Origin of the sequence: Domibacillus sp. DTU_2020_1001157_1_SI_ALB_TIR_016 (genome assembly GCF_032341995.1) — a bacterium.
In the GTDB taxonomy this organism is placed as follows: domain Bacteria; phylum Bacillota; class Bacilli; order Bacillales; family Domibacillaceae; genus Domibacillus; species Domibacillus indicus_A.
In genome coordinates, this window is record NZ_CP135438.1 from 627,943 (window position 1) to 654,176 (window position 26,234).

Genomic DNA, 26,234 nt, shown 5'->3' on the forward strand with positions numbered 1-26,234 from the left:
CATGACTCATTCAAACATTTTAAATGCACAAGATACATTCGCCCATCTGCCAAACGTTCCAGATCAAAGCACTGTAAATGATCTGCTTGCAAAGGAGCTTAAAGAATTCGGCCGGAAAATTATTGTGCTTGACGATGATCCTACCGGAGTTCAAACGGTCCACGGCATTTCCGTTTACACAGACTGGTCGCCTGAAAGTATAGAAGCGGGCTTTGCAGAAGAAAATGCAATGTTTTTTATCTTAACGAATTCAAGAGGATTTACAGCTGCCCAAACGGAGCAGGCTCATACAGAAATCGCCACAACCGTTCAAAAGACAGCCGAAAAATTTGGGAAAGAGTTTATTATCATCAGCCGGGGGGATTCTACACTGCGCGGGCATTATCCGCTTGAGACCGAGGTGTTAAAAAACACTATTGAGTCACAGTCAGACGCAGCGTTTGATGGAGAAGTAATTATGCCTTTTTTCAAAGAAGGCGGCCGTTTTACCATCGAAAACATTCACTATGTACAGGATGAACATCAGCTGGTACCAGCAGGGGAAACGGAGTTTGCGAAAGACCGGACATTTGGCTACCGCTCCTCCCATGTTGGGGAATGGGCAGAAGAAAAATCAGCTGGCGTTTTTAAAGCATCAAATGCTGTGTACCTGTCCTTGGAAGATATTCGTGCTCTCCATATTGACCGTCTTGTACAGCAATTGATGACAGTTGAAAACTTTAACAAAGTTATCGTAAATGCGGTGGACTATGTAGATGCAAAAGTAGTGGTAATCGCGCTTGTTCGTGCTATGAAGGCCGGGAAGCATTTTATGTTCCGAAGTGCTGCGGCGCTGACGAAAATAATCGGCGGTGTGAGTGACAGAGGGCTTTTAACGAAAGAAGAACTGATAAAAGAAGAATCCAATTATGGCGGGCTGATCATGATTGGCTCTCATGTAAAGAAAACAACTGAACAATTTGAAGCGCTTAAAACATGTGATTTTATCGAGTTCATTGAATTTAACGTTCATCTTGTTTTGCAGCCAGAGGAATTCCAAGCGGAAATTCAGCGGGTGATCGAAACGAGCGAACGTCTCATTCGAGCAGGACAGACGGTTGCAGTTTACACAAAACGGGAACGGCTGGATCTTGGCGAAAACAAGCAGGAAGAAGAATTAAAGCTGTCCGTCCAAATTTCTGATGCTGTAACGAGTATCGTGAAGCGGCTCAGTGTCCGTCCGCGTTTCCTTATTGCCAAAGGAGGCATTACGTCCAGCGATATTGGAACCAATGGGCTTGGTGTAAAGCGGGCTGTTGTAGCGGGACAGATCAAGCCGGGTATCCCGGTTTGGTGGACAGGTGATGAAAGCAAGTTTCCGGGAATGGCATATGTCATTTTCCCTGGGAATGTAGGAACAAAAACCACGCTAAAAGAAGTAGCAGAACTGCTGCACCAATAAGAGGGTGCGGCACCTGCCGCTTACACTTATTGTAAGCGAATACAGCCAGGCTGGTAAGTGAATGTATTTACTTGCCGAAACATCAAGAGAAGGGTGAAGGAGGAAAAAACATGGATTCGATTTTTGGCTTAAGCCATAATGTCAGTTTGCTCTTATTCGCGATTATTTCAATTGTAGGGTTGATTGTTCTGATCGCAAAATTTAATGTGAATCCGTTTGTGGCACTTATTATGGCTGCTTTATTTATGGGCTTAATTTCAGGTATGAAACTGCCGGATATTTTAACAGCCTTTCAAGAAGGAGTTGCCGGTGTTTTAGGCTTTATTGCGATTGTTCTTGGGCTCGGTACGATGCTTGGAAAGATGATGGCGGAATCGGGCGGGGCCGAGCGTGTTGCCCGGACGCTTGTGAATGTATTCGGAGAAAAAAATGTACACTGGGCTATGATGGTTGTAGCGCTTATCTGCGGCATTCCGGTCTTTTTCCAGGTTGGTGTTGTTCTATTAATTCCACTTGTTTTTGTGATTGCGAAACATACGGGCACACCGCTTTTGAAAATTGGTTTATCACTTGTTGCCGGGCTTGCAGTCGTGCATAGTCTTGTTCCGCCGCATCCGGCAGCGATGCTTGCGGTCGGTATTTTTGAAGCAAACCTAGGGAAAACCATTTTCCTTTCTCTGCTTGTTGCTCTGCCGGCTGCAGCAGTTGCAGGTCCAATTTACGGATCTTATATTGCGAAAAAAATTAAAGTAGAGCCAACAGGAGAGCTTGTCGAGCAGCTGACAGAATCTAAGCATAAGGATCTGCCAGGCTTCGGCATTACAATTTTCACGATCTTGCTGCCGGTTATTTTAATGCTGGTTGCAACGATTGTCGATTTACGCTATCCGCCTGAAAGTTCATTCCGTCAGGTCGTTGACTTTATTGGAAGCCCTGTTGTCGCTTTGTTGCTATCGCTTTTATTCGCTTTTTATTCATTCGGGTTTGCCCGCGGCTTTAATGGTAAAGACATTTTAACTTTTACAAATGACTGCCTCGGCCCGGTTGCATCGATCATTCTGTTGATCGGAGCAGGCGGCGGCTTCAACAAAGTATTAACGGCGAGCGGTGTCGGTGATGCGATTGCGGAGCTGGCTACTGCGGCCCACCTTTCACCGATTGTGCTGGCATTTATGATTGCCGGCCTGATCCGCGCAGCCGTCGGTTCTGCCACGGTTGCCATGACGACGGCTGCTGGAATTGTTGCACCGATTGCAGCTATGACGCCGGGAGTCAGCCCGGAACTGCTTGTTCTCGCTACAGGAGCAGGTTCCATTATGCTGTCGCATGTAAATGATTCTGGTTTCTGGCTGATTAAAGAGTTTTTCAATATGTCAGTGACCCAGACACTTAAAACATGGACGGTTATGGAAACGATTTTGGCTTTTGTCGCTTTTGGAATGGTATTAATCGTCGATTTATTTATTTAATGTTCCGTTAATAAAGGATGGAGAAGACCGTAGAAAGAGGCGGAAGAGCTGCTTGCATAGCTTTTCCGCCTCTTTTCTTTTATAACGTGTAACTCTTGCCTGCTGTGTCCTTTCAATGAGACAATACAAAAAAAGATAGTGATTTAAGGACGTGTAATCAGTGAAGCCGAAAATAAAAGATGTAGCAAAGTTAGCCGGTGTATCGCCTACAACGGTATCGCGGGTTCTCAATAATCGAGGTTATTTAAGCCAGGAGGTACGCAAGAAGGTAGCGGAGGCAATGAAAGAATTAAATTACGTTCCGAATGATTTAGCCCGCTCTCTTTTTACACAGCGTACCAACCTGATTGGTTTTATTTTTCCAACAACCTCAAACCCATTCTATGGAGAGCTTATTTTTCATATGGAAAACGCTTGCTTTGAACGAGGATATAAAGTGCTTCTTTGCAACAGCTCAAACCAGCCGGAAAAGGAAGAGCAGTATGTAGAAATGCTGCTTCGCAATCAAGTGGACGGTATTATTAGCGGGGCCCATAACCTGGGGATTAAAGCGTATCAGCATTCTCTTCCTATTATTGCGATTGACCGTTATTTATCTGAAACGATTCCGGTTGTATCAAGCGACAACTATCAAGGCGGCCGTTTGGCAAGTGAGCTCCTCGTTCAAAAAAAATGTAAGCGGATTATTCATATTAATGGTTCAAGGGAAATGGCGAGTCCTGCGAATAAACGCAGAGATGCATATGAAGATGTGATGAAAGAAAACGGGATGGAATATAAAACATATGAAATACCAGTAATGGGTCCTGCGGAAAAAATCATAAACAGCCTCTTTGATGAAGAGCCGGATGTAGACGGCATTTTTGCAAGTGATGATTATCTTGCTTCACGGGTTATAGCGGAAGCCAGGCGAAGAAATAAAAGCGTACCGGAGCAGTTAAAAGTTGTCGGATATGACGGCACAAGCTTTGTTAGAGATATCTTTCCGGAATTAACGACAATCCAACAGCCGATTGTGTCGATAGCAGACAAAGCAGTTGCTCTCTTAATAGAAGAGATTGAAGGAACGCTTAAAAAAGAGACCGAAAAAGAATACGTCTTTCCGGTTCAGCTTATTGAAGGGGCCAGCACTTAGAAGCAAAAAAACGTTTCGTAGTTTCAAAGACAGCGGAGCATACGTTGAAAATACGGTTTATACAAAAAAAGAACTGCCTCAAACGAGAGACAGTTCTTTTATGTTTTCAAAAGCTGTTAGAAGCATACATAGTCGGTTTTTCATCAGTCAGATAAGCAGACCAGAAAGCCAAAAAAATTTTCTGTCATCCGGTTGACATATGAAACCGGATGACATACAATTCAATTTATAGAAAGCGCTTTAATAACTGACAGAAAGGAAATAAGCCCATGACACAAATACCCATAAAAGATGTTTATTATACGGAACCCTATCGTCCACAATTTCATTATTCGCCGGAGTCAAACTGGCTGAATGATCCGAATGGAATGGTTTATTACAACGGAGAGTATCACTTATTTTATCAATATCACCCGCATGGAACGACATGGGGGCCAATGCACTGGGGGCATGCGGTTTCAAGTGATCTTGTATCCTGGGAGCATCTGCCTGTAGCGCTGGAGCCGGATTCGATCGGAGCCATTTTCTCTGGCAGCGCAGTTGTTGATTGGCAGGATACAACTGGCTTTTTCGATGGTGAAAGCGGGCTGGTGGCCATTTTCACACATGCAGGCACATACCCGGATTCGGATCGTCCAAGGCAAGTACAGAGCATTGCTTACAGCAAAGACAACGGAAGAACGTGGCAGCTGTATGAAGGAAATCCTGTTTTAAGTGATGAATCAAAACCGGATTTCCGGGACCCAAAAGTGTTCTGGCATACTGAAACGAATCGCTGGGTGATGGTACTGGCAACGGGACAAACCATCAGCATCTATACATCACCCAATTTAAAAGAATGGACATTTGCGAGTGAGTTTGGTGAAAATCAGGGGTTTCATGAAGGCGTATGGGAATGCCCGGATTTATTCGAGCTTCCGGTTGACGGAGATCCATCAGCAAGCAAATGGGTGCTGCTTGTCAGCGTAGGCGATCATCCTCATTTGGCGGAAGGATCGAGAACACAATACTTTATTGGTGAATTTAATGGAACCGCATTCAGTAATGAACATTCAGAAGGGACAACCCTTTGGCTTGATTATGGCAGAGATAACTATGCGGGTGTCAGCTGGTCGGATATTCCGCATTCAGACAGCAGAAGAGTGTATATCGGCTGGATGAGCAATTGGAAATACGCGAACCTGACACCGTCTACAAAGTGGCGGGGAGCTATGACACTCCCGCGGACATTGTCGCTTGCATCAAGCGAGCAGGGAATACGGCTCGTTCAATCGCCGGTGGAGGAATTAAAAGCGCTCCGGTCACAGAGTATTTTATTAAAAGAAAATGAAGATGTCGATCAAACAGAAGCGGTGTATATGCCAGAGACAAATACCTATGAGCTGGAAGCAGAGTTTCAAATAGGTGATACCTCCGTATTTGGCTTTTCATTATGCACTTCCTCTACGGAAAAAACGATTGTTGGATATGATGTGAAAAGTGAACAGTTATTTATGGATCGGACGGCTTCCGGACAGGTTGATTTTCATGAAGGCTTCGCCGCCAAACATCAAGCTGTACTTTCACCTAAAGAAGGAAAAATAAAGCTACGGATTTTTGTTGACTGGTCATCGGTGGAAGTATTTGCGAACGACGGCGAAATAGCTATGACTGATTTGATTTTTCCAGACAGCGACAGTCGTACTGTCGAGTTATTCATAGAGGACGGAAAAGTGACACTTGTCTCGCTCATCGTTCATCCGTTACAAACAATCTGGAAATAAAAATGAGCAAATGATTTTTTAACCTAATTGTGAAACCGGTTGACATACCAAGCAATGACGGAAGGAACGAGTTGAACAAATAGAGGAGGGAGAAAGGTGGAAAATACGTCTGTGCTGGAGAAGACGGCTAAAAAAGAGCGTCATAAAGTGATGCAATATATTATGCAAAACTATCTGCTTTACTTGTTTTTGCTGCCGGCCGTGCTATTAACGATCATTTTTAAATATGTACCGATGTATGGAGCCATTATCGCTTTTAAGGATTTCAGCCCGGTAAAAGGAATCTGGGGGAGTGAATGGGTCGGGCTCGAACACTTTCAAAGCTTTCTCACATCACCAAACTTTTATGACATTTTTATGAATACATTAAAGCTTAGCTTTTATGGCCTTGTATTGGGATTTCCAGTACCTATTTTATTGGCACTTATGCTGAATCAAATCAGGCGCCAGCGAGTAAAGAAAAACCTTCAGCTTATTTTATACGCACCTAACTTTATTTCAGTTGTTGTCATTACCGGGATGCTTTTTATCTTTTTATCGCCAAACGGCATGGTGAATACACTTATCACACTGATTATGGATAAGCCGGTTTCCTTTATGACAGAGCCTGAGTATTTCCGTTCTGTTTATATTTTGTCCGGCATCTGGCAGGCGGCCGGCTGGTCATCGATTATTTACGTAGCAGCACTCGCCAATGTAGATCCGCAGCTTCATGATGCGGCGACCATTGACGGAGCATCGCTTCTGCAGCGAATCTGGCATATTGATCTTCCAGCCCTGAAACCCGTTATGGCCGTTTTATTTATATTAGCTGCCGGGGGCATCATGGGGATTGGATTTGAAAAAGCGTATCTAATGCAGACAGATATGAATATTCCAACATCTGAAATTTTGCCGACGTACGTGTACAAAGTAGGCCTGCAGGCTGGTGACTATGCATATTCAACCGCTATTGGCCTGTTTAACTCGGTGATTAACTTAATTTTGCTTGTATTTGTGAACTTTGTCGTGAAACGGCTTAATGAAGGCGAAGGTCTCTACTAAAGGAGGAGTCAGTGTGAATTTCCAATACACCAAGTCCGACCGGGCGCTGCTGCTGGCCAATAAAGTGATGCTTGTATTATTTACGCTTATTATTTTAATTCCACTTGCTTATATTTTGCTGGCGTCGTTTTTAGACCCAAACGTGCTGCTTCAAAAAGGGCTGGCATTGAGTACCTCTGATTGGACACTGGAAGGGTATAGACGAATTTTCCAAAATGACGCCATTGTGCGGGGATTTTTTAACGCATTTCTTTACTCCGGCTTATTTGCACTTGTGACCGTTTTGACATCGGTTTTGGCCGCATATCCACTGGCGATTGATGGCTTTAAAGGAAAGCAGATCTTCATGGTGTTCTTTATTATTACCATGTTTTTTAATGGCGGGCTGATTCCAACCTACCTCGTTATTAAAGATCTTGGCATGCTGAACACCATTTGGGCGATTGTTCTTCCGGGCGCCGTCAGTGTATTTAATATTATTTTGGCCAGAACATATTTTAAAGCGATTCCAAAAGAGCTGTTCGAAGCAGCCCGGATCGATGGTGCTTCGGACCTGCACATTTTCTTTAAAATCGTTGTGCCGTTGTCTAAGCCTATTATTCTCGTTCTTGCCCTATACGCTTTTGTCGCACAGTGGAATTCTTACTTCGATGCGATGATTTATTTAGAAGATCCGTCGATGCATCCGCTGCAGCTCGTTCTTCGTTCCATCCTGATCCAAAACGAAGTACAGCCGGGCATGATCAGTGACCAACTGGCCATGGCTGAACTGAAAAAAGTATCAGAGATGATTAAGTATTCATCGATTATTATTTCAAGCCTGCCGCTGCTTATTATGTACCCGTTCTTCCAAAAGTATTTTGAAAAAGGAGCCATGGTTGGTTCTATTAAATAAAAAAGTGAGGGATTGGAATGAAAAAAGTATACAAGGTAATGTCAGCGCTATCGATCTCCGCAGTACTACTCTCAGCCTGCGGAAATGGGGGAAGTTCAAGCAGCTCAACTGAGGCTTTGAACCTTGAAAATATTGAATTTCCGTTAAAAGAAAAAGCAACCTTAAAATTTATGACGCAAAGCTCTCCTCTGGCGCCGGAGGATCCAAACGAAAAATTGATTTATCAGCGCCTTGAAGAAAAAACAGGCGTGCACATTGATTGGAAAAACTATACGTCTGATTCCTTTATCGAAAAGCGGAACCTGGCAATGGCGAGCGGTGACCTGCCGGATGCTATTATGGATGCATCCTACAGCGATTATGAGTTGCTGCAGCTGGCAGATGATGAGGCGATCATCCCAGTTGAGGATTTGATTGAAGAGCATATGCCAAACCTCAAAAAAGTACTTGAGCAGGCACCGGAATACCGGGCTATGATTACGGCACCAGACGGCCATATTTATTCGTTCCCATGGATTGAAGAGCTTGGCTCCGGCAAGGAAAGTATTCACTCTGTTGATACTTTTCCATGGATTAATCAGGAATGGCTGAATAATCTGGGGCTGGACATGCCAAAAACAACAGAAGAACTAAAAAAAGTATTAATCGCATTTAAAACACAGGATCCAAACGGAAATGGCAAGGCAGATGAAATTCCAATGTCTTTTATTATTAATAAAGGAGGAGAAGATTTAGCTTTTTTATTCGGGGCATTCGGACTCGGGGACAACTGGGATCATACCGTTGTAACCAATGACGGAAAAGTGACTTTTACAGCGAATCAGGACGGTTACAAAGAAGCCATGAAGTACTTTAATGAGCTGTACAAAGAAGGATTAATTGATGAGGAAGCATTTGAACAGGACTTTAACACGTATTTATCTAAAGGAAAAGATGAGCGGTATGGTCTTTATTTCACTTGGGATAAAGCGAATATTACCGGCATGAATGAAAAATACGAGCTAATGAATCCGCTCGCAGGACCAAGCGGTGAAATCAACGTGGCCCGTACGAATGGAATGGGATTTGACCGCGGCCGGATGGTCATTACAAGCGCAAACCAAAATGTAGAGCTGACAGCGAAGTGGATTGACCAATTGTACGATCCGATTCAGTCTGTTCAAAACAACTGGGGCACATACGGGGATAACAAACAGCAAAATATTTTTGAATATGATGAAGAAAAAAATATGCTCAAGCATCTTCCGCTTGAAGGCGCAGCACCGGCAGAGTTAAGACAAAAAACAAATATCGGCGGCCCACTGGCAATTCTCGATGAATATTACGGCAAGTTCACAACACAACCAGATGATGCAGCGTGGCGACTTGGGCTGATGAAAAATGTTATGGTGCCGCATATGAAAGCAGACAACATTTACCCGAAAGTGTTCTTCTCATTAGAAGAATTAGAAAAGCTGTCAAAAATTGAAGCAGACTTGTTTGCTTACGTGCACAGGAAGCGCGCGGAATGGATTAAAACAGGAAAAGTAGAAGAAGAATGGCAGGACTATTTAGCGGAGCTTGACCGCCTTGGCTTAAAAACATGGCTTAGCATCAAGCAGGATGGCTATGACCGAAATGCAGCAAGTGCAGAGTAAAGCAAAAATGCAAAAAAGGAACGGGTCTAAAAAGCTCGTTTCCTTTTTTGTTTAAAGAAAAGGGGGATCATCGTGAAGCCGAAAATAAAAGATGTTGCCGAGCGGGCCGGCGTCTCCCCTGCAACGGTATCCAGGGTACTAAACAACCGGGGGTACTTGAGTGAACAAACTCGTTTAAAAGTGGGAGAGGCCGTGATGGAATTAAACTATATACCGAATGACCTTGCCCGATCGCTTTATACAAAAAAAACCAATCTGATTGGATTTGTTTTTCCTTCAACGGCGAATGCATTTTATGGGGAACTGATCGCGCTCATGGAAAATATTTGTTTTGAGTTAGGGTATAAGGTTCTTTTATGCAACAGTTCTAACCATCCGAAAAAAGAAGAATTATATGTCGACATGCTGCTTCGGAATCAAGTGGATGGCATTATTAGCGGGGCACACAATCGAGGGATTAAAGATTATCAGCGATCCAACTTGCCGGTTGTAGGCATTGACCGCTACTTATCCAAAAGCATTCCAGTCGTTTCCAGTGATAATTATCAAGGCGGCCGGCTGGCAACAGAATTGCTTGTTCAAAAAAGCTGTACATCTATTATTCATATAAATGGCCCCAGGGAATTAGAAACACCGGCTAACAAACGCAGGGATGCCTATGAAGATGTGTTAAAAAAAGCGGGCATGCCTCACTTGACGTATGAAATACTGGCAAGGTCCAGCGAAGAGCAAGTTCAATTGCTGATCAAGCGCCTCTTCGATGAAAATCCTGAGGTTGATGGGATTTTCGCAAGTGATGACCACCTTGCTGCCCGTGTATTAACAGAAGCAAAACGAAGAAAGATTTCCGTGCCGGAACGATTAAAAATCATCGGATATGATGGTACAGAAAGCATGCGGACCATCCTGCCCGAACTTACAACTATTCAGCAGCCGCTCCATGCAATGGCCCAAAAAGCGGTTCATACACTCATCCAGGAAATCGAAGGACAGTATAACCTGGCCGGTACAAAAGAATTTGTTTTTCCGGTGAAGCTGATTGAAGGAAAAACAACATAAAAAGAGAGGTGCAAAATGGGAAAAGTATTTTGTATAGGAGAAGCATTAATTGACTTTATTCCGGTTCAAAAAAACATATCTTTAAAAGATGCAGCTTGTTTTGAGAGAGTAGCCGGCGGCGCTCCGATGAATGTAGCGATTGCCGTCGCAAAATACGGCGGGGAAGCAGCCATCATCACAAAAATCGCAAATGACCATTTTGGAGATCATCTTATGGATATCCTCGAAGAATATCATGTCGACACGTCACACATCGTGCGCAGTGACGAAGGAGAAACAGGGCTGGCATTCGTTTCAGTGGATAAAACAGGTGAAAGAAGTTTTACTTTTTGTAGGGAAAACGCGGCAGATTTGCTGCTTGAGAAAGAAGAGATAGAGGAAAGCTGGTTTCAGTCAGGAGATGTACTTCACTTTTGCTCGGTGAATTTAACTCATGATGAGATTCGGTCAGCACACAAAAAAGCGATCAACGGCTGCCGTAAAAAGGGGGGGATCATCAGTTTTGATCCGAATGTACGCCTGCCTCTTTGGCCGGATGAAACAAGCTGCCGCGAAGCGATCAGAGCATTTATACCGATGGCGGACTTGCTGAAAATTTCAGATGAAGAACTTTTTTTTATTACGGGTATTGAGGAAGAAGAAAGAGCCATTGCTTCTTTGTTCACCGGAAATGTAAAAGCGGTCATTTTCACAAAAGGTAAAAGTGGCGCCTCTCTTTTTTTGAAAAGCGGCCAGCAATTTCATGATCCAGGTTTTAAAGTGACAGTTATGGATACAACGGGCGCTGGCGATGCATTTGTTGGAGGCTTTTTATCAAAACTTTTGGAGCTGAACGTCCATAGTAAGGGGCTCGCTGAAACCATCAACATTCATCACGAATCTCTTCTTTCTTTTGCGAATGCAAGCGGTGCACTGACTGCTGCTGTCAAAGGGGCGATTTGCGCAGCACTTGAAAAAAAGTATGTATTGAACTGGGCTGCTGCACAGCGTAATAAAAATATTTTTATGGAGTGACCGTGAATATATTTACGCTATTGCTTTGATTGCATCAGAGGATGGCAATAGATCTCTTGAGGACATGATATAAAAGAAAAAAGGGAATGCCAGAGATGAATAGAATAACAAAAAAGACTGCTCACACATCTACATAAATACATGTGTGAGCAGTCTTTTTCTTAAGGGACAGGTTTTTCATGATCTGTCTCGGTTATGTTTTTCAAGCTGCTTTCCACCGGCTCCTCTACCATTTTTGCTTCTGAATTATAAGCAGCCCGGCAAATCAGATGTCCAGCTACCGGTGCAGTTAAATATAAAAACACAATGCCCAGAACAAGACGAATACTAATGTAATGCTCTGTCGACCAGAAATAAATAAATACGCCGGTCAGCGCCAGCAAAACAGCGAGTGTAGAGCTTTTGGTTCCGGCATGTGAGCGTGTGTATACATCAGGAAGAGTTAAAACGCCATAAGCGCTGATCAGGGCGATAATGCCGCCAAGCAGAACCATCAACGCTGCAGCCAGCTCAACGATTTGGTTTTCTGTCAATGATGATCCCTCTTTCCATGTATTTTGAAAAAGCGACTGTGCTGATAAAGGCAAGGATCGCAATAATTAAAATCACTTCTAAATAGGCTTTCGTTTGAAGCAGGGCACTAAGAATAGCTACCATTGACATCAAATTAACGCCGATCACATCAAATGCGACGACTCGATCCGGCAGTGTAGGCCCTTTAAGGATACGAAGAAGACAAAGGCCGATCGCCAGGCTGAAAAGCACAACCGCGGCAGTGAAAATAGAATAGATCATGGCCGGGTCACCTCCAAAATAATTTTTTCGTACGTTTGAATGGATTGTAAAACCATCGGCTTCGTTTTCTTCATGTCCATTGCATGGATAAAAAACTCATTTCCCTCAGGCGAAATGCGCAGAACGGTGGAGCCGGGCGTCAGCATAAGCAGAAGCGCAAGAGCGGTTATTTCCCATTCACTTTTAAGCTTTGTTTGATACGAGAACGTACCGGGCTCAAAAATTACACCCGGAATTAAAATTTGCTTCATAATGATAAGGCTGGATGTCCAGAGCTCATAATTGAAAATAAGAAACAGTTTCAGCATGGAGTAGACACGTTTCAAGTAAAAAGGAGTACCGAAAAATCGGTGCATCAAAAAAATAATCACAATGCCAAGCAGAAAACCGCCGGCAAACGTATCGAGCTCAAAGCTGTCTTCATCTTTTAACATCACCCATAAAACGGCGATTAATATATTTAATAGAAATTGAACCGGCACGAGACTGCACCTCCTTGACAAGCGCCAGTATTAATCATTTTGCATGGCTCCTTCAATATACAAGTCTGGATTCACCAATACATCAGCGGCTTCTGAAATATAAGGAGAGAGAACATCCATTCCAAGCCCAAGCACGGTCGTGAGAATCCCTAAAGCCAAAAGGGATGCAAGCATTCCTTTCGATAAAGGCACTTGATTTTTCGACGTAATGGTCGACTCTCCCCAAAACATAATGAGAAACACCCGTAAAAGGGAGTACAGGACAAACAGGCTCGATAGAAACGCAACAGCCGTTAATCCGTAATGCCCTGCACCAACGGCTCCTTCTCCAATGAACAGCTTGCCTGCAAATCCACTGAACGGAGGAATGCCGCCGAGCGAGAGAATCATAATAAAGAAAAGCCAGCCAAACAGCGGATAGTTGGTGATCAAGCCGCTTTCCTCATCAAACCGGGCTTTACCGGTTAAATGAATAATCGTCCCAACAAGCAGAAACAGCAGGCCTTTTATAACAATGTCATGAATCAAGTAATAAATAGAGCCTTGAATCCCTGCTTCATTGTAAGAAGCAAGACCGACCAGGATAAAGCCGATTGCAATGACAACATTATAAGAAGCAATTTTCCTTACATCCCGATGGGCAAGTGCTCCGATACTGCCGCCAATCATAGTCGCAGCCGCCATATATCCGATGACCGTATGCGTAAAAGAAGGCTCATGGTAAAACAGCAGGGTAAAGGTCCGGAACAGCGCATAAACGCCTACTTTCGTTAAAAGAGCGGCAAACAGGGCGGAGATGGCTGCCGGCAGCGCGCTGTAGGAGCCCGGAAGCCAGAAATAAAGAACGAGTCCGGCTTTTAAGGAGAAGACTACTAAAAACAGCATACTGATCGTGGTTAAAAGAGGCGGCTGTCCAGCCTCTGCGATCCGCAGAGATAAATGAGCCATATTTAAAGTTCCCAGTGTTCCATAAAGATACGCGATCCCGAGAAGAAACAGCCAGGATGACAAAATGTTAATCAGCATATATTTAATGCCTTCGGTTAGCTGCTTTTTTTCTCCGCCGAGTGTCATCAGGGCGTAAGAAGCGAGCAGCATGACTTCAAAGCAGACAAACAAATTAAACAAGTCTCCCGTTAAAAACGAGCCGTTTACGCCAGCGGCGAGCAACAGGGAAAAAGGATATAGAAAGAAAGATTCGCGTTTTTCATCTTTCGCAAAAGCGGCATACACTAAACAAAGAACGGTGACAAGAGAAGAAACCGTTACAAGCAGCATCGCAAATACATCCGCTACAAAAGTAATCCCAAACGGAGGCAGCCATTCACCAAAGTCGAGCCGGAGGATACCGCGGCGCATCACCTGCTGCAGAATCCATATACTGATCAAAAACACGGCCGTCATGGCTCCGACGCTGCCCCAGCGCTGAATGGCACGGTTTGATCGAAAGAAAAGAAGCAGCATGGCCGCTAAAATTGGCACAATCATCGGGAAAACCAATATGTTATTCATCGTGAGGTCCTTTCAGATCGTACAGATTATCGACACCTGTCGTTTGATACGTACGATATACAAGAACGAGAAAAAAAGCAGTCACAGCAAAACTGATGACAATGGCTGTTAAGATCAATGCCTGAGGCAGGGCATCTGTGTAGGTATCAGCCTGGCCGCCTAAAATAGGAACGCTGCCTTTTTTCAGTCCGCCCATTGTCATGAGCAGCAGATGAATAGCGTGTGATAAAATGGCAGTGCCAAGCACAATTCGAATCATATTTTTAGAAAGCAGCAGATAGGTGGCTGTTGAAACAAGAACGCCAACTAAAAGAATAATCATGATTTCCATCTTACACATCCTCACTAATACTGATAATAATCGTGACCACTACGCCGATCACACCGAGCGCCACTCCGGACTCAAACAGCATGACGGTCGCAAGCTCTGTTTTACCGAAAATAGGGAGGTTAAAATAAGCAAATGTCTGGCTTAAAAAAGAGCTGCCAAACAGCAAAGAACCTGTGCCGGTAAGCGTGGCAATGATCACACCGAGCGCAGCGACTTTTTTGTAATCAAAAGGAAGGCCTTTATTAATGGTTTCTACATCAAACGCTAAATATAAAAGAACGAAAGCGGATGAAAGAGTCAGCCCGCCGATAAAACCGCCTCCCGGATGATGATGTCCGGCTAAAAACAGGTATACACCGAAAGTCAGAATAATAAAGACGGCAACTTTTGAGACCGTTTGTAAAATCAAATCATTTTCTCTCATGATCATCCGCTCCTTTCGGTATTTTCAGTTTCACCAGCGTATAGACGCCCACTCCGGCAATGAATAACACAACAACTTCAAGCATCGTATCAAACGCCCGAAAATCTCCTAAAATAGCATTCACAATATTACGTCCGCCTGCAAGATCATAAGAATCTTCAAAATAAGAAGAAATGGAATCGAATAATTTATTTCCTTGTACCGAAAGAGCAAGCAGCACCGTCAACATACCCATACCGATAGAGATGAGTATTTTAGGGATACGTACTTTAAAGGAACGATCTTCTTTTGGCCATTCCGGCAGATGATAAAAGCAAAGCAGAAACAAAACGGTTGTAACGGTTTCTACTACGAGCTGTGTTAAAGCAAGATCTGGTGCCCGAAAAAGCACAAAGAAGATCGCAATCGAGTAGCCAAGGATTCCATTGAGCAGTGCGGCCGTCATCCGTGACTTGGTAAACAGAATGCTGACGCCTGCTGCTGCCATAATGAGCACGAGCAGCATTTCATATGGAGCAGCGGGGACATCGTGAGAAAAACGAAGGGAAAGCCCGCCTGAAAAAAGAAGAGTGCCGCCCGTCAAGAAAATCAAAAAGCCATAAATATAATACAAGTAATGGCGCAAAAATCCGGTCATATAGAGATTGGTTACTTTTTTTGAGCCTATTTCACTTCCAGTCAGCAGCCACTGATAACCGCGGTCAAGACTCCGGCTTGCCGGAAACAGCTCATACACATCCTGCCAGGCGCGGTACATTCTCGCCAGCAGTGCACCGATTACAACAACACCTGCTGTCATAAACAGTTCCGGGTTAAAGCCGTGCCAGGCTGAAATATGTGGAATTAAACCTTCCATGTCTTGATAAGATGGAAGAATACTGTGCATAGCCGGAGCCAGCAGGTAGTGACTCAGCCCATTTGGAACAAAAAATAACGTTATAATGATCGCACAAAGCACAATCGGAGAAATCAACATACCCAGAGGTGCTTCATGAGGGGTTTTTTCCAGCCGCTCGCGGCGGTACGGACCAAGAAACGTCCGAAATACGATAAACATAGAATAAACGAACGTAAACACACTGCCGGCCCATGCGATAATGGGGAAAAGCGGTCCCCATGTATCCATGGAAAAGATGTTCATGCTGCCTGCCTGTAGAGAAGCGGTGAAAAACATTTCTTTGCTTAAAAAGCCATTAAACGGGGGAAGTCCCGCCATAGAAAAACTGCTGATGACGGCTAAAGTAAACGTAACCGGCATAAAAGGCAGCAGTCCGCCGAGCTTCCGGATATCCCGGGTGCCGACTTCATGGTCAACAATGCCCACCACCATAAATAGGGCGCCTTTAAACGTAGAATGATTCACAAGATGGAAAAGAGCAGCAAAAATTGCTTTCGTATAAATGATAGACTCTGTGGAAGCGCCGCCCTGCAGCGCAGCAGAACCCATTCCAAACAAAAACATAATCAAGCCGAGCTGGCTGATCGTTGAATACGCAAGCAGGGCTTTTAAATCTTTTTGACGAACAGCGGAAAAAGAACCCCAAAACATTGTAAACATCCCGATTCCGCTGACCAGCCAGAACCAAACGGCTTCCCCGCCAAAAATGGGTGTAAAACGTGCGACCAGGAACAGGCCGGCTTTCACCATTGTGGCAGAATGAAGATAAGCACTGACAGGCGTCGGCGCTTCCATTGCATCAGGGAGCCAGATATGAAAAGGGAATTGGGCGGACTTGGTGAATGCGCCAATTAAAATCAGAATGAGCGCTGGCACAAACAATGCGTGTTCCCGGATAGAATCATCCATGGCAATGATTTCTTGTATGCTGTTTGTCCCTGTTATCACATGCAGCATAATGAAGCCGACCAGCATAAAAAGCCCGCCGCCTACCGTAATTAAAAAAGATTTTTGCGCCCCGTAGCGCGATTTTTTCCGCCGGAACCAAAAAGCGATGAGCAGGAAAGATGAAATACTGGTCAGTTCCCAGAATACGTACAGCATGATCATATTATCTGAGAGAACGACCCCGAGCATCGCGCCCATAAACAAAAGCAGATAGGCGTAAAAGTGAGAGAGAGACTCCCGCTCTTTTGATAAATAAAAAATGGAATAAAGAACGACCAAGCTGCCAATGCCGGTAATGACCAGCGTGAAAATCAAGCTGAGTCCGTCTAGATGCACGGAAAAAGCAAGATCCAATGCCTGTGACCAGCTCATCGATCCAGAGACGGATCCTCCAGCCGCCACTTTTGGAATGGCTGTACAAAAACAAACAAATAATAAAACGGGAACAAAAAGAGCGGCCCAGCCAAGATGAAGTTTCGGAAACCATTTTCCGATAAAGGGGATCAGCAGCGCTGACAAGATCGGAACGAGAACAAACAGATGAATCAGTGTCAAATAAATCCCTCCTGACTTAGTAAATTAACGCAATCAGTTTTAAAAAAAGGCAAAAGCCTTTTAAAAGGAAAAGTGCCCAGATTCCTGGATTAGGGGTTGAAAATTTCAGGATAGACCTTTATCCTAACTAAAGATAAGTGAGAAAATGGTTCTTTCCTTTTTTCAGCCTGGTTTTAAAGTTCCCAGGCGAATAGAGCGGGAAATCATACTAGAGGTGAAACGGTTATGAAAAAAGCAAGAGCCCGTATGGATGAAAGTATATTAGTGTGTGCCTATTATGGCCCAAACGGTGAGCGGCTTATTAAGCGTGGATGTAAAATTGCCGATATGCTGGACTGCCCGCTTTATATTTTAACGGTTGATCCGTCTCCGAAAGACGAAGTAGGCGCAGACAAAGCGGCGTACATCCAAGAATGGAAAGTTCTTGCCGAAGAACTAGGGGCGGAAGAGTTTATTATTCGCTACAATGAAAAGAGGCCGGCCGCGAAAGTGATCGCAGAAGTGGCCCGTGAGCTGAATATTACCCAGATTATTTTGGGACAGTCTCCGCAGAGCCGCTGGCAAGAAATTAAAAAGGGTTCTTTTGTAAATACACTGTTGCGTGAAATTTCATTTGTTGATTTTCATATTGTGTCCATCGACAGGTCTGTCGAAGACAACGAAAACCTTTTTGAAAATGGTACAAGAGCGTATCTCGTAAAAGAAGAAGACGGACATCGAATCACCTTTACGCACTCAGACCATGTGATTCATGAAGGAATTTTTTATAAAGAAACCGGTACGGATTTTAACAACGGGGTATTCACATACATTAAAGAAAACAAAACGTGCCAGCTTCATGTGACAGATGAACGGATTACGGAACCAACATCGATTCACTCTTCGATCAAAGAAGAAAAATTTGAAAACTAAATCGCAGGGAAGGCCTTCAGAAGAGAGCGTACTCTCCTTCTGGGGGCTTTTTTGTGCGTTCTTTACAGGTTCACATCGATCTTCTGGTCTCTTTCATCCATTCCAATATAGCGGAATGTCTCAGACGGAGAGGCGTGGTGAAATCTTTCTTGAATAAGAGAGATGGCTACTCCTTTTAAGTAAGCATGATAGCCAAACGTTTTTCGCAAAGTATGAGTGCCAATTTGATCGGCAATCCCGACTTTTCGGGCAGCTTCATTTATGACGCGGTATGCCTGCTGCCGTGTGATCGGAGCATCACTTTTAGGAGATTTGAACAGATAGCTGTCAAGCGGCGGTTCTGTTTGCTCCAAATGAAAAGACAGAGCCGCTTTTACCTGGTCATTAATGTAAATTTTTTGACCCTCAATTAATAAGAAAGAACGGATCTCCCCTGAACTTTTTACCAGTTGTTCCACTTTTAAGGAAAGAATCGTGCTGATTTTCAATCCAGTATTAATGCCCAGAACAAACAATACAAAATCGCGGCTGGATTTCTTCTTTAACATTCCTTTTATTAACTGGATGTCCTGAACATTTTTGATAGGGTTAACAAATTCCACTTTTTTCACCTCATATGTTACTTAATACTACCCTAACACGGATTTATGACACATATCAAATGATATGGATAGAAGATGGTGAGAAAAAGAATCAACCAGTGAATAAAAAAGTCGTTTAAAATTGTTAAAGAAAACGTTTCCTTCAAGTTATGTTTTATGACATAAATCGAGTTTGTTTTAAAAAAACAGCTTGATTGTTTAAAAAGATGTGGTATATTACATATCATATAGTAATAGAAAAATTCCCTTAGGAAGAAAAGACTAAGAGAGAGGCTTAGTAAGAGTTTCTGTCTTACCACGTCTTTCTTTTGAGTTTTTCTATAATTATGAATAAACATTATCTTTTGAAAAGGCGGGATTGCGATGAAGAAAGTAAAGCTGCTTAGTTTATTTGTAGTTTTAGCTCTTTTGCTGGCTGCTTGCGGCGGCGGGGACAGCGGAGAAAAGGCAGATGGTGAAAAAACCGTTTATAAAGTTGGGATTGATACAACATATCCACCATTTGAGTACGAAGAAAATGGCGAGTATACAGGAATTGATATTGATATTATGAATGCGATCGCAAAAAGCCAGGGATTTGAGATTGAATTTTCACCAATGGATTTTGGCGGGATTATTCCGGCTATGCAGGCGGGACAATTAGATGTAGCCATTGCGGGTATGAGTATTACAGACGAGCGTAAAAAAGTAGTGGATTTCTCTGAGCCTTATTTTGATGCAGGCCTTTCACTCGTTGTGCCAAAAGACAACAAGGATATTCAGTCTCCAGATGATATTAAAGGCAAAAAAGTAGCCGTGAAAAAAGGAACAACAGGCGCAACCTATGCAACAGAAAATGCGGACAAGCTTGGTATTGAAGTAGTTCAGTTTAACGATAGTCCAGCTATGTTCCAGGAAGTAGCGAATGGAAATGCAGATTTATTAATTGAAGATTATCCAGTTATTTCTTACGCCATTGCCCAAAAAGATCTTGGCTTGAAAGTAGTCGGCGACCGCTTGAATGGTGACCAGTACGGTATTGCTGTTTTAAAAGGTGAAAACCAAGACTTGCTTGAAAAAATCAACAAAGGTCTGGCTGAAATGAAAGAAGACGGATCTTACGACGAAATCATTAATAAGTATTTGGGTGAATAATACATTTTATGACATTTGGAGCGCGCACCTTTCTTGCGCGCTCCTCTTTTGAAAGGAGCCATGTCAGGTGGACACTGTCTCAACTGTACTTCCTTATTTGCTGGAAGGCTTAAAAACAACTCTTTATATTTTCATAATTGCGATCATTTTAGGCTTTGCCATCGGTCTTGTTGTTGCGTTACTTCGCTTATCGCCTGTTAAAATGCTGAATTGGATTGCCAAAGCATTTGTAGACATTATTCGGGGAACACCGTTTATCGTACAACTATTCTTTATTTATTTTGGATTAAACTCGCTGCAAATTTTTTCGATGGATAACACAACCGCAGGTATTGTTACAGTCGCTATTAATGCAGGGGCATATTTTGCTGAAATTATTCGTGCCGGTATTCAGTCAGTGGACAAAGGACAGACAGAAGCGGCCCGGTCGCTCGGAATGACCAGCACACAAAACATGGTATCTATTGTGTTGCCGCAGGCATTTAGACGCATGCTGCCAACCATCACGAACCAGTCTATTATCAGCTTGAAAGATACGTCTCTTTTATCCATTATCGGTATTGCGGATATTACCCAAAGAGGACAGATTCAGGCTTCTGCTACATTTGAAGCTTTTACGGTCTGGATTGTGGTCGGGATCATTTATTTCATTATTATCTACCTGCTTTCTGTACTGGGTAATTTCCTGGAAAGGAGATTTCAATTGAAATGAGTATTATTACAGTTAAAAATTTAAAAAAATCATATGGTTCTAATGAAGTGTTAAAAGACATTAATGCAGAAATTCAAGAGCGTGAAGTGGTTTGTGTGATCGGCCCTTCCGGCTCGGGGAAAAGTACGTTCTTACGCTGTTTAAACCGTTTGGAAGACATAACAGGCGGCCAGGTTATTATTGACGGCCAGGATATTACCGATCCAAAAGTGAATATCAACAAAGTGCGTCAGGAAGTCGGAATGGTTTTTCAGCAGTTTAACTTATTCCCACACAAAACAGTGCTTGAAAACGTGATGATTGCGCCGATTAAAGTGCATTCTCTGCCGAAAGAAAGTGTAAAGGAAAAAGCGCTGGACCTGCTTGGAAAAGTCGGGCTGCGTGAAAAAGCACATCAGTACCCTGGAGAACTTTCAGGAGGCCAAAAGCAGCGGGTTGCGATCGCACGTGCTCTTGCTATGAATCCGAAAATCATGCTGTTTGATGAACCAACATCCGCTTTGGATCCTGAAATGGTAGGAGACGTACTGGAAGTTATGAAGCAGCTGGCCAAAGAAGGAATGACAATGGTGGTTGTTACACACGAAATGGGCTTTGCCCGTGAAGTCGGTGACCGGGTTATTTTTATGGACGGCGGTTATATCGTAGAAGAAAATAAACCTGTTCAATTGTTTGGTAATCCGCAGCACGAACGGACGAAAGCATTTTTAAGTAAGGTATTATAGAACCTTATCGGAAATGAAACGGTAAAACGACGATTTTTTATGGGCCTCTGCATATTTTTACCATAGTAAATGCATAAAGGATGTCCCAGCCTGCCACGAGCCGCCGGGGCATCTTTTGCATTTACTAAACTGCATCGTTCTCCCGCGCTTCGAACAACTTCATCTTACTCTTTACAACATAGCTAAAACAGCCGGCAGTCAGGCTCTCAGAAAAGAAATCTTCATATGGGCATTAAAAAACGGAGGTGCTTTTTTTTGAATATAGATAAAACAGAAGTGAAAAAAGTGAAACGTACGTTTATGAGGGATGAGGCTTACAATACATTGCTGGAATGGATTGTGCTTGGAAAATTGGAACCGGATACAAAACTGAAAGACCAAGAGTTGTCGGAAGTGCTCGGGATCAGCCGTACACCCATTCGGGAAGCGCTGCTTAAGCTTGAGGATGAAGGGCTGGTTGTCACGAAAGCGAATCGCTGGACCCAGGTAGCGCCCATTAATCCTATTGAAGCAGAAAACATTTACTCGATTGGCTGGACGCTTGAATGCCTGGCATTAGAGCAGAGCGTGCCTCTTATTACTTCAAAAGATATTGCAGAGCTAGAAGCATTGAATGAACGTTTTTATCGAATTCTTGGCAGCGGTGACAAGCTGGCCGCTATTGAAGCTGATAATGAATTTCACAATAAGATTATTCAGCTGCCGGGTAATGCGGAGCTTGTAAAAATGCTTGAAGGCGTAAAAGTCAAAATTAAACGAATGGAACTTTATTATTTTCAGTTAAACAGCCGTAAGCCCACTTCGTATGAAGAACATAAACAAATTATTGAGGCATTAAAAAGAAAAAATGCAGTACAGGCCAAAGAAGCCCTAAAAGCTAACTGGAAAAACAGCCTTGACCGTATCCGGATGAATATGAACTAAGAAGCTTTCTCAAAGTGCTGTTCTGCAGAAAAAGGGCACAGCCAGATTTAAAAAACAGAAAAAGAGTGTTTCCATAACGTGAAACACTCTTTTTCTGTTTTTTTTTTTGCTCAGAGAGTAATTGACTCCAAGCTGTTTTTTGAAAATTCGTTATATTTTCTTACATAAATACATTTATTCTTTTTTGTATGTAGTTTAATAACGTTAAAGATTCATCATATAAAGCCCGTTGCTTTCGCTGTGGAAACCAGCATTTGTGTCATACATAAGCAAAGAAGTTTTTCTGTTTGTTTATTCAGCATATGTATATGTGCATAGAGGAGGTTTTTTATGAAAGGTCAAATGATGCAGTCTTACCGTCCGACTACACTGGCTTCTAACGGAATGGTGACGGCTCCCCATTACCTTGCTGCGGGGGCGGGCCTGGATGTGTTAAAAAAGGGAGGAAACGCGATTGAAGCAGCGATTGCGGTCGCTTCCACTTTAGCCGTTGTGTACCCGCATATGAACAGCATTGGCGGAGATAACTTCTGGCTTATATCAAACCAGCAAACAAAAGAGATGAAAGCCCTAAACAGCAGCGGACGTGCCGGGCAAAAAGCAACCATTGACTTTTATCGACAGAAGGGTTTCACTTCTATTCCTGCCCGGGGATACCTGGCTGCTGTGACAGTTCCAGGAGCAGTGGCCGGCTGGGAGGAAGCGTATGAATATTCGAAAGAAAGCATGGGAGGCAAGTTACCGTGGGCAGAGCTTTTGGCACCTGCCATTTCCTATGCGAAGCATGGCTACCCTGTTACGCCGAGCCAGGAGCATTGGACAAATGTAAACTTAAATGTAGACGACCACGAATTTAGATATCTTCAGCGATTTAAAGGGTTCCGTGATACATTCTTGAAAAAAGACGGCACAGCTTACCGAGCGGGGGAAATCATGAAGCAGCCGGATTTGGCTCGAACGCTGGAAGCGATTGCGGAAGAAGGCGTTCAGGTTTTATATCGCGGAAAGATAGGTGAGAGAATCGTAGAAGAAATTAGGGAAAACGGCGGCGTTTTAACAAAAGAAGATTTTGCACGTCATCGTTCCGATTGGGTGAACCCTATCTCTGTTCCTTACCGCGGATACACAGCTTATAATCTGCCGCCTAATACACAAGGTTTTGCTTCACTTTCTATTTTAAATATTGTAAATCAGTTTGATTTGCGTTTTATTGAGGAAGGGTCTTCGGAATATTACCACTTATTAATTGAAGCCACGAAGCTTGCTTTTGCTGATAGGGATGAATGGCTGACAGATCCTGAATTCCTTCACATCCCGCTGCGAAAGTTATTGTCGGTCGAACGAGGCCGGCAGCTGGCGGCTCAAATTGATTTTTCGCATGCGAATAATCTGAATAAACAACTGGAGCCGAAAGGAGATACGGTCTGGCTGGGGGTTGTAGATAAAGATGGAAATGCTGTTTCTTTCATTCAAAGTATTTATCATGATTTTGGATCAGGAATCGTTCCGGAGGGAACTGGGATTACGCTGCAAAACAGGGGCAGTTTTTTCTCGCTTGATCCAGAGCATATAAACAGACTAGAGCCAAATAAGCGTACGTTTCATACATTAAATCCTGCAATGCTGCTAAAAGACGATCGCCCTTACCTTGTTTATGGCACAATGGGTGGTGAAGGGCAGCCGCAGACGCAGGCTGCTCTCGTCACCAGAATGATTGACTATGGATACAGCGTTCAAGCGGCTATTGAAGCACCGCGCTGGCTGTATGGGCGCACATGGGGTGCTGGTTCGAACAGCTTGAAAGCAGAAGCGCGCATTCCGGAATTTGTTCTCCAGCAGCTTAGTGAGAAAGGGCACTCTGTTGAATTGGAGGAGGACTTTAGTGATACGATGGGCCATGCTGGAGCCATTTTAATCGATCCTCAAACCAACGTTAAGCATGGGGGAGCGGACCCCCGTGGCGACGGGGCAGCTTTAGGCTTTTAACATACAAAAACAAAAAACAGCTGTTATTCTACTCAAGAATAACAGCTGTTTTTGCAAGTAATAAAAGTGGATGTCATAGTCGTCTTGAACCGCTAATTAAACGTTTTTGTTGTCTTTAGCAGAAGGCCAGCTTTCAATTCCATCCAAATTTTGAATGCTTTCTTTGTAAAACTGCGGGTTTTTTCCAACTCTTTTTTGAGCCATATAATCGCTCAATGCGGCGAAAGCAATTTTGGATAAAAGCAGGATGGCAATCAAGTTGACAATAACCATGAAGCCCATGAATAAGTCGGCAAGATCCCATACAAGCTGTACTTTGGCAACAGCGCCAAATAAAATCATAGCCAGTACGCCTACACGATAAATCATCAGCCACATTTTGTTTGTATTTAAAAATTCAATATTGGTTTCTCCGTAGTAGTAATTGCCGATCAGTGTACTGAAAGCAAACAGGAAAATCATGAAAGCGAGGAAGCCTGGCGCCCATGGACCAATGTGTGTAGCCAGTGATGCCTGTGTCAGCTCGATACCGCTAAGATCAGTTTGTTTATATACAGGAGAAAGCAGGACGATAAAAGCAGAGCTTGTACAAATGATACCTGTATCTAAAAGAACGCCCAGTGCTTGCACAAGCCCTTGTTTTACTGGGTGGCTGGTTACCGCTGCTGCGGCCGCGTTTGGCGCACTTCCCATCCCAGCTTCGTTCGAGAACAAGCCGCGCTTGATCCCGTTCATAATCATCGCCCCGAACGCACCGCCTGCAGCCTGTTCCAAACCAAGGGCGCTTTTCACGATCAGTGCAAGAACACCAGGTACTTGGTCGATGTTCGCAATGGTAATAAATAAGGCCATACCGATATAGAATACGGCGAGTACAACGACGATGTATTCAGATGCTTTGGCAATTCGCTTAATGCCGCCGAAAATAATAGCTGCAAAAATAACGGTCATAATAATGCCAAGCGTTAAGCGGTCGATTCCAAAAGAACTTTGAAATGCAACCGTGATGGTATTAGACTGCACCGCATTAAAAACAAGGCCGAATGACAGGGTAATCAGGATGGCAAACAGAGCCCCCATCCAGCGCTTTTTCAAGCCTCTTTCCATATAATAAGCCGGCCCGCCGCGGAAACCCTCTTTATCTCTTACCTTGTAAATCTGCGCGAGTGTACTTTCCACGAAAGCAGAAGTGGCACCGATTAAGGCGATAATCCACATCCAAAAAATAGCCCCCGGCCCGCCGAGTGCGATGGCAATGGCAATACCGGTAATATTACCAGTCCCAACGCGTGCTGCCATACTGATACAGAAAGCCTGGAAGGGCGACAGTCCAGAAGACTTCTTTGTTTTTCCTTCCTTTAAAACAGAAAACATTTCCTTTAACATTCGGAATTGCAAGAAGCGTGAACGGACCGTAAAGTAAAGGCCTGTTCCAACAAGCAAAATAATGAGCACGTAAGACCATAAGAGCTCATTTATTTCCCCAACCAGGGTTGAAACGAATTGCTCCATTATATTTTCCTCCTATTCTGTATAAGGCTGTTTATTCTTCACATAAGGGTTCTGCATTCAATGGATTCCAGCAGCTTTAACCTCTTATGCAGCCATAAAAAAGAGACTCTTTGACACTAAAATGAAAAGAGGTATTTTCATACATTACTTTCCTAGCCTCACTAATAAGCCTATACAAAATGCAACTGCAAACTCGGCAATTCTATCACTTTGTATAATATATTACATATTATTAGACAAAAAGTTGAATTGTCAATGGAGGATGAATTGTTTATTTATTCGTTATTTTCGAATAAGAAAAACAATTGGGAGCAGTCCGGATAAG

24 protein-coding genes are annotated in these 26,234 nt (G+C 43.4%); 15 read left to right on the top strand and 9 right to left on the bottom strand.

Annotated elements, in window-relative coordinates:
• Nucleotide 1: 1 nt before the first annotated feature.
• The 9 genes from RRU94_RS02980 to RRU94_RS03020 all read left to right on the top strand — a co-directional run bounded on the left by RRU94_RS02980 (nucleotide 2) and on the right by RRU94_RS03020 (nucleotide 11,457).
• Entirely contained in the window at nucleotides 2-1,441 is a 1,440-nt protein-coding gene (locus RRU94_RS02980) for a four-carbon acid sugar kinase family protein (protein WP_315691750.1), read from the top strand.
• Between the two features lie 110 nt (nucleotides 1,442-1,551).
• Nucleotides 1,552-2,910 (top strand): GntT/GntP/DsdX family permease, encoded by a 1,359-nt coding sequence (locus RRU94_RS02985; RefSeq protein ID WP_315691751.1) that lies wholly within the window; start codon nucleotides 1,552-1,554, stop codon nucleotides 2,908-2,910.
• A gap of 160 nt (nucleotides 2,911-3,070) precedes the next feature.
• On the top strand, nucleotides 3,071-4,045 hold the full coding sequence (locus tag RRU94_RS02990) for a LacI family DNA-binding transcriptional regulator (RefSeq protein ID WP_315691752.1): 975 nt from the start codon (nucleotides 3,071-3,073) through the stop codon (nucleotides 4,043-4,045).
• Nucleotides 4,046-4,314: 269 nt separating this feature from the next.
• The gene (locus tag RRU94_RS02995) at nucleotides 4,315-5,808 is read left to right on the top strand and encodes a glycoside hydrolase family 32 protein (protein WP_315691753.1); all 1,494 of its coding nucleotides are present in this window, start codon (nucleotides 4,315-4,317) and stop codon (nucleotides 5,806-5,808) included.
• 150 nt (nucleotides 5,809-5,958) lie between these two features.
• Nucleotides 5,959-6,852 carry an ABC transporter permease gene (locus RRU94_RS03000; RefSeq protein ID WP_315691929.1) on the top strand — a complete coding sequence of 298 codons (894 nt, stop codon included), beginning with the start codon at nucleotides 5,959-5,961 and terminating at the stop codon, nucleotides 6,850-6,852.
• Between the two features lie 13 nt (nucleotides 6,853-6,865).
• Nucleotides 6,866-7,747: a carbohydrate ABC transporter permease gene (locus tag RRU94_RS03005; RefSeq protein WP_315691754.1), complete on the top strand. Its 882-nt coding sequence runs from the start codon at nucleotides 6,866-6,868 to the stop codon at nucleotides 7,745-7,747.
• Between the two features lie 17 nt (nucleotides 7,748-7,764).
• Nucleotides 7,765-9,384 carry an ABC transporter substrate-binding protein gene (locus RRU94_RS03010; RefSeq protein ID WP_315691755.1) on the top strand — a complete coding sequence of 540 codons (1,620 nt, stop codon included), beginning with the start codon at nucleotides 7,765-7,767 and terminating at the stop codon, nucleotides 9,382-9,384.
• A 72-nt stretch (nucleotides 9,385-9,456) separates the two neighbouring features.
• Nucleotides 9,457-10,443 (top strand): LacI family DNA-binding transcriptional regulator, encoded by a 987-nt coding sequence (locus tag RRU94_RS03015; protein WP_315691756.1) that lies wholly within the window; start codon nucleotides 9,457-9,459, stop codon nucleotides 10,441-10,443.
• A 15-nt stretch (nucleotides 10,444-10,458) separates the two neighbouring features.
• On the top strand, nucleotides 10,459-11,457 hold the full coding sequence (locus tag RRU94_RS03020) for a carbohydrate kinase family protein (protein ID WP_315691757.1): 999 nt from the start codon (nucleotides 10,459-10,461) through the stop codon (nucleotides 11,455-11,457).
• Nucleotides 11,458-11,618: 161 nt separating this feature from the next.
• Here RRU94_RS03020 and RRU94_RS03025 read toward each other — a convergent pair whose 3' ends face one another.
• Genes RRU94_RS03025 through RRU94_RS03055 form a run of 7 tightly spaced genes read right to left on the bottom strand, consistent with a single transcriptional unit; the run spans nucleotide 11,619 to nucleotide 17,402 of the window.
• Entirely contained in the window at nucleotides 11,619-11,990 is a 372-nt protein-coding gene (locus RRU94_RS03025; protein ID WP_315691758.1) for a Na+/H+ antiporter subunit G, read from the bottom strand.
• Complete coding sequence (locus RRU94_RS03030; protein WP_315691759.1) at nucleotides 11,968-12,252, bottom strand: Na(+)/H(+) antiporter subunit F1; 285 nt, start codon at nucleotides 12,250-12,252, stop codon at nucleotides 11,968-11,970. The genes RRU94_RS03025 and RRU94_RS03030 overlap by 23 nt, the downstream gene beginning before the upstream one ends.
• Entirely contained in the window at nucleotides 12,249-12,734 is a 486-nt protein-coding gene (locus tag RRU94_RS03035; protein ID WP_315691760.1) for a Na+/H+ antiporter subunit E, read from the bottom strand. The genes RRU94_RS03030 and RRU94_RS03035 overlap by 4 nt, the downstream gene beginning before the upstream one ends.
• Before the next feature lie 30 nt (nucleotides 12,735-12,764).
• Nucleotides 12,765-14,246 (bottom strand): Na+/H+ antiporter subunit D, encoded by a 1,482-nt coding sequence (locus RRU94_RS03040; protein WP_315691761.1) that lies wholly within the window; start codon nucleotides 14,244-14,246, stop codon nucleotides 12,765-12,767.
• Nucleotides 14,239-14,577: a Na(+)/H(+) antiporter subunit C gene (locus tag RRU94_RS03045; RefSeq protein WP_315691762.1), complete on the bottom strand. Its 339-nt coding sequence runs from the start codon at nucleotides 14,575-14,577 to the stop codon at nucleotides 14,239-14,241. Before RRU94_RS03045 ends, RRU94_RS03040 begins: the two co-directional genes overlap by 8 nt.
• 1 nt (nucleotide 14,578) lies before the next feature.
• Nucleotides 14,579-15,001, bottom strand: a complete 423-nt coding sequence (locus RRU94_RS03050; protein ID WP_315691763.1) for a Na(+)/H(+) antiporter subunit B — start codon at nucleotides 14,999-15,001, stop codon at nucleotides 14,579-14,581.
• Nucleotides 14,988-17,402, bottom strand: coding sequence for a Na+/H+ antiporter subunit A (locus RRU94_RS03055; RefSeq protein WP_315691764.1), 2,415 nt, complete (start codon nucleotides 17,400-17,402; stop codon nucleotides 14,988-14,990). The genes RRU94_RS03050 and RRU94_RS03055 overlap by 14 nt, the downstream gene beginning before the upstream one ends.
• Nucleotides 17,403-17,627: 225 nt before the next feature.
• Between RRU94_RS03055 and RRU94_RS03060 the strand changes: the two genes are divergently transcribed.
• Nucleotides 17,628-18,314 (top strand): universal stress protein, encoded by a 687-nt coding sequence (locus RRU94_RS03060; protein ID WP_315691765.1) that lies wholly within the window; start codon nucleotides 17,628-17,630, stop codon nucleotides 18,312-18,314.
• Between the two features lie 62 nt (nucleotides 18,315-18,376).
• On the opposite strand, the gene RRU94_RS03065 is transcribed toward RRU94_RS03060, so the two are convergent.
• On the bottom strand, nucleotides 18,377-18,916 hold the full coding sequence (locus RRU94_RS03065; RefSeq protein ID WP_315691766.1) for a tyrosine-type recombinase/integrase: 540 nt from the start codon (nucleotides 18,914-18,916) through the stop codon (nucleotides 18,377-18,379).
• A 363-nt stretch (nucleotides 18,917-19,279) separates the two neighbouring features.
• On the opposite strand from RRU94_RS03065, the gene RRU94_RS03070 reads away from it, so the two are divergent.
• The 5 genes from RRU94_RS03070 (at nucleotide 19,280) to ggt (ending at nucleotide 24,397) form a co-directional block, all read left to right on the top strand.
• Entirely contained in the window at nucleotides 19,280-20,050 is a 771-nt protein-coding gene (locus RRU94_RS03070) for a transporter substrate-binding domain-containing protein (protein ID WP_315691767.1), read from the top strand.
• Between the two features lie 67 nt (nucleotides 20,051-20,117).
• Complete coding sequence (locus tag RRU94_RS03075; protein WP_315691768.1) at nucleotides 20,118-20,762, top strand: amino acid ABC transporter permease; 645 nt, start codon at nucleotides 20,118-20,120, stop codon at nucleotides 20,760-20,762.
• On the top strand, nucleotides 20,759-21,487 hold the full coding sequence (locus RRU94_RS03080) for an amino acid ABC transporter ATP-binding protein (protein WP_315691769.1): 729 nt from the start codon (nucleotides 20,759-20,761) through the stop codon (nucleotides 21,485-21,487). Before RRU94_RS03075 ends, RRU94_RS03080 begins: the two co-directional genes overlap by 4 nt.
• Before the next feature lie 300 nt (nucleotides 21,488-21,787).
• A complete protein-coding gene (locus RRU94_RS03085) occupies nucleotides 21,788-22,411 on the top strand; it encodes a GntR family transcriptional regulator (RefSeq protein WP_315691930.1) in 624 nt (207 codons plus the stop codon).
• A gap of 330 nt (nucleotides 22,412-22,741) precedes the next feature.
• Nucleotides 22,742-24,397, top strand: a complete 1,656-nt coding sequence (gene ggt / locus RRU94_RS03090) for a gamma-glutamyltransferase (protein WP_315691770.1) — start codon at nucleotides 22,742-22,744, stop codon at nucleotides 24,395-24,397.
• A gap of 96 nt (nucleotides 24,398-24,493) precedes the next feature.
• Here the strand turns inward: ggt and RRU94_RS03095 are convergent, their stop codons facing one another.
• Nucleotides 24,494-25,909 (bottom strand): alanine/glycine:cation symporter family protein, encoded by a 1,416-nt coding sequence (locus tag RRU94_RS03095; RefSeq protein WP_315691771.1) that lies wholly within the window; start codon nucleotides 25,907-25,909, stop codon nucleotides 24,494-24,496.
• Between the last annotated feature and the right edge of the window lie 325 nt (nucleotides 25,910-26,234).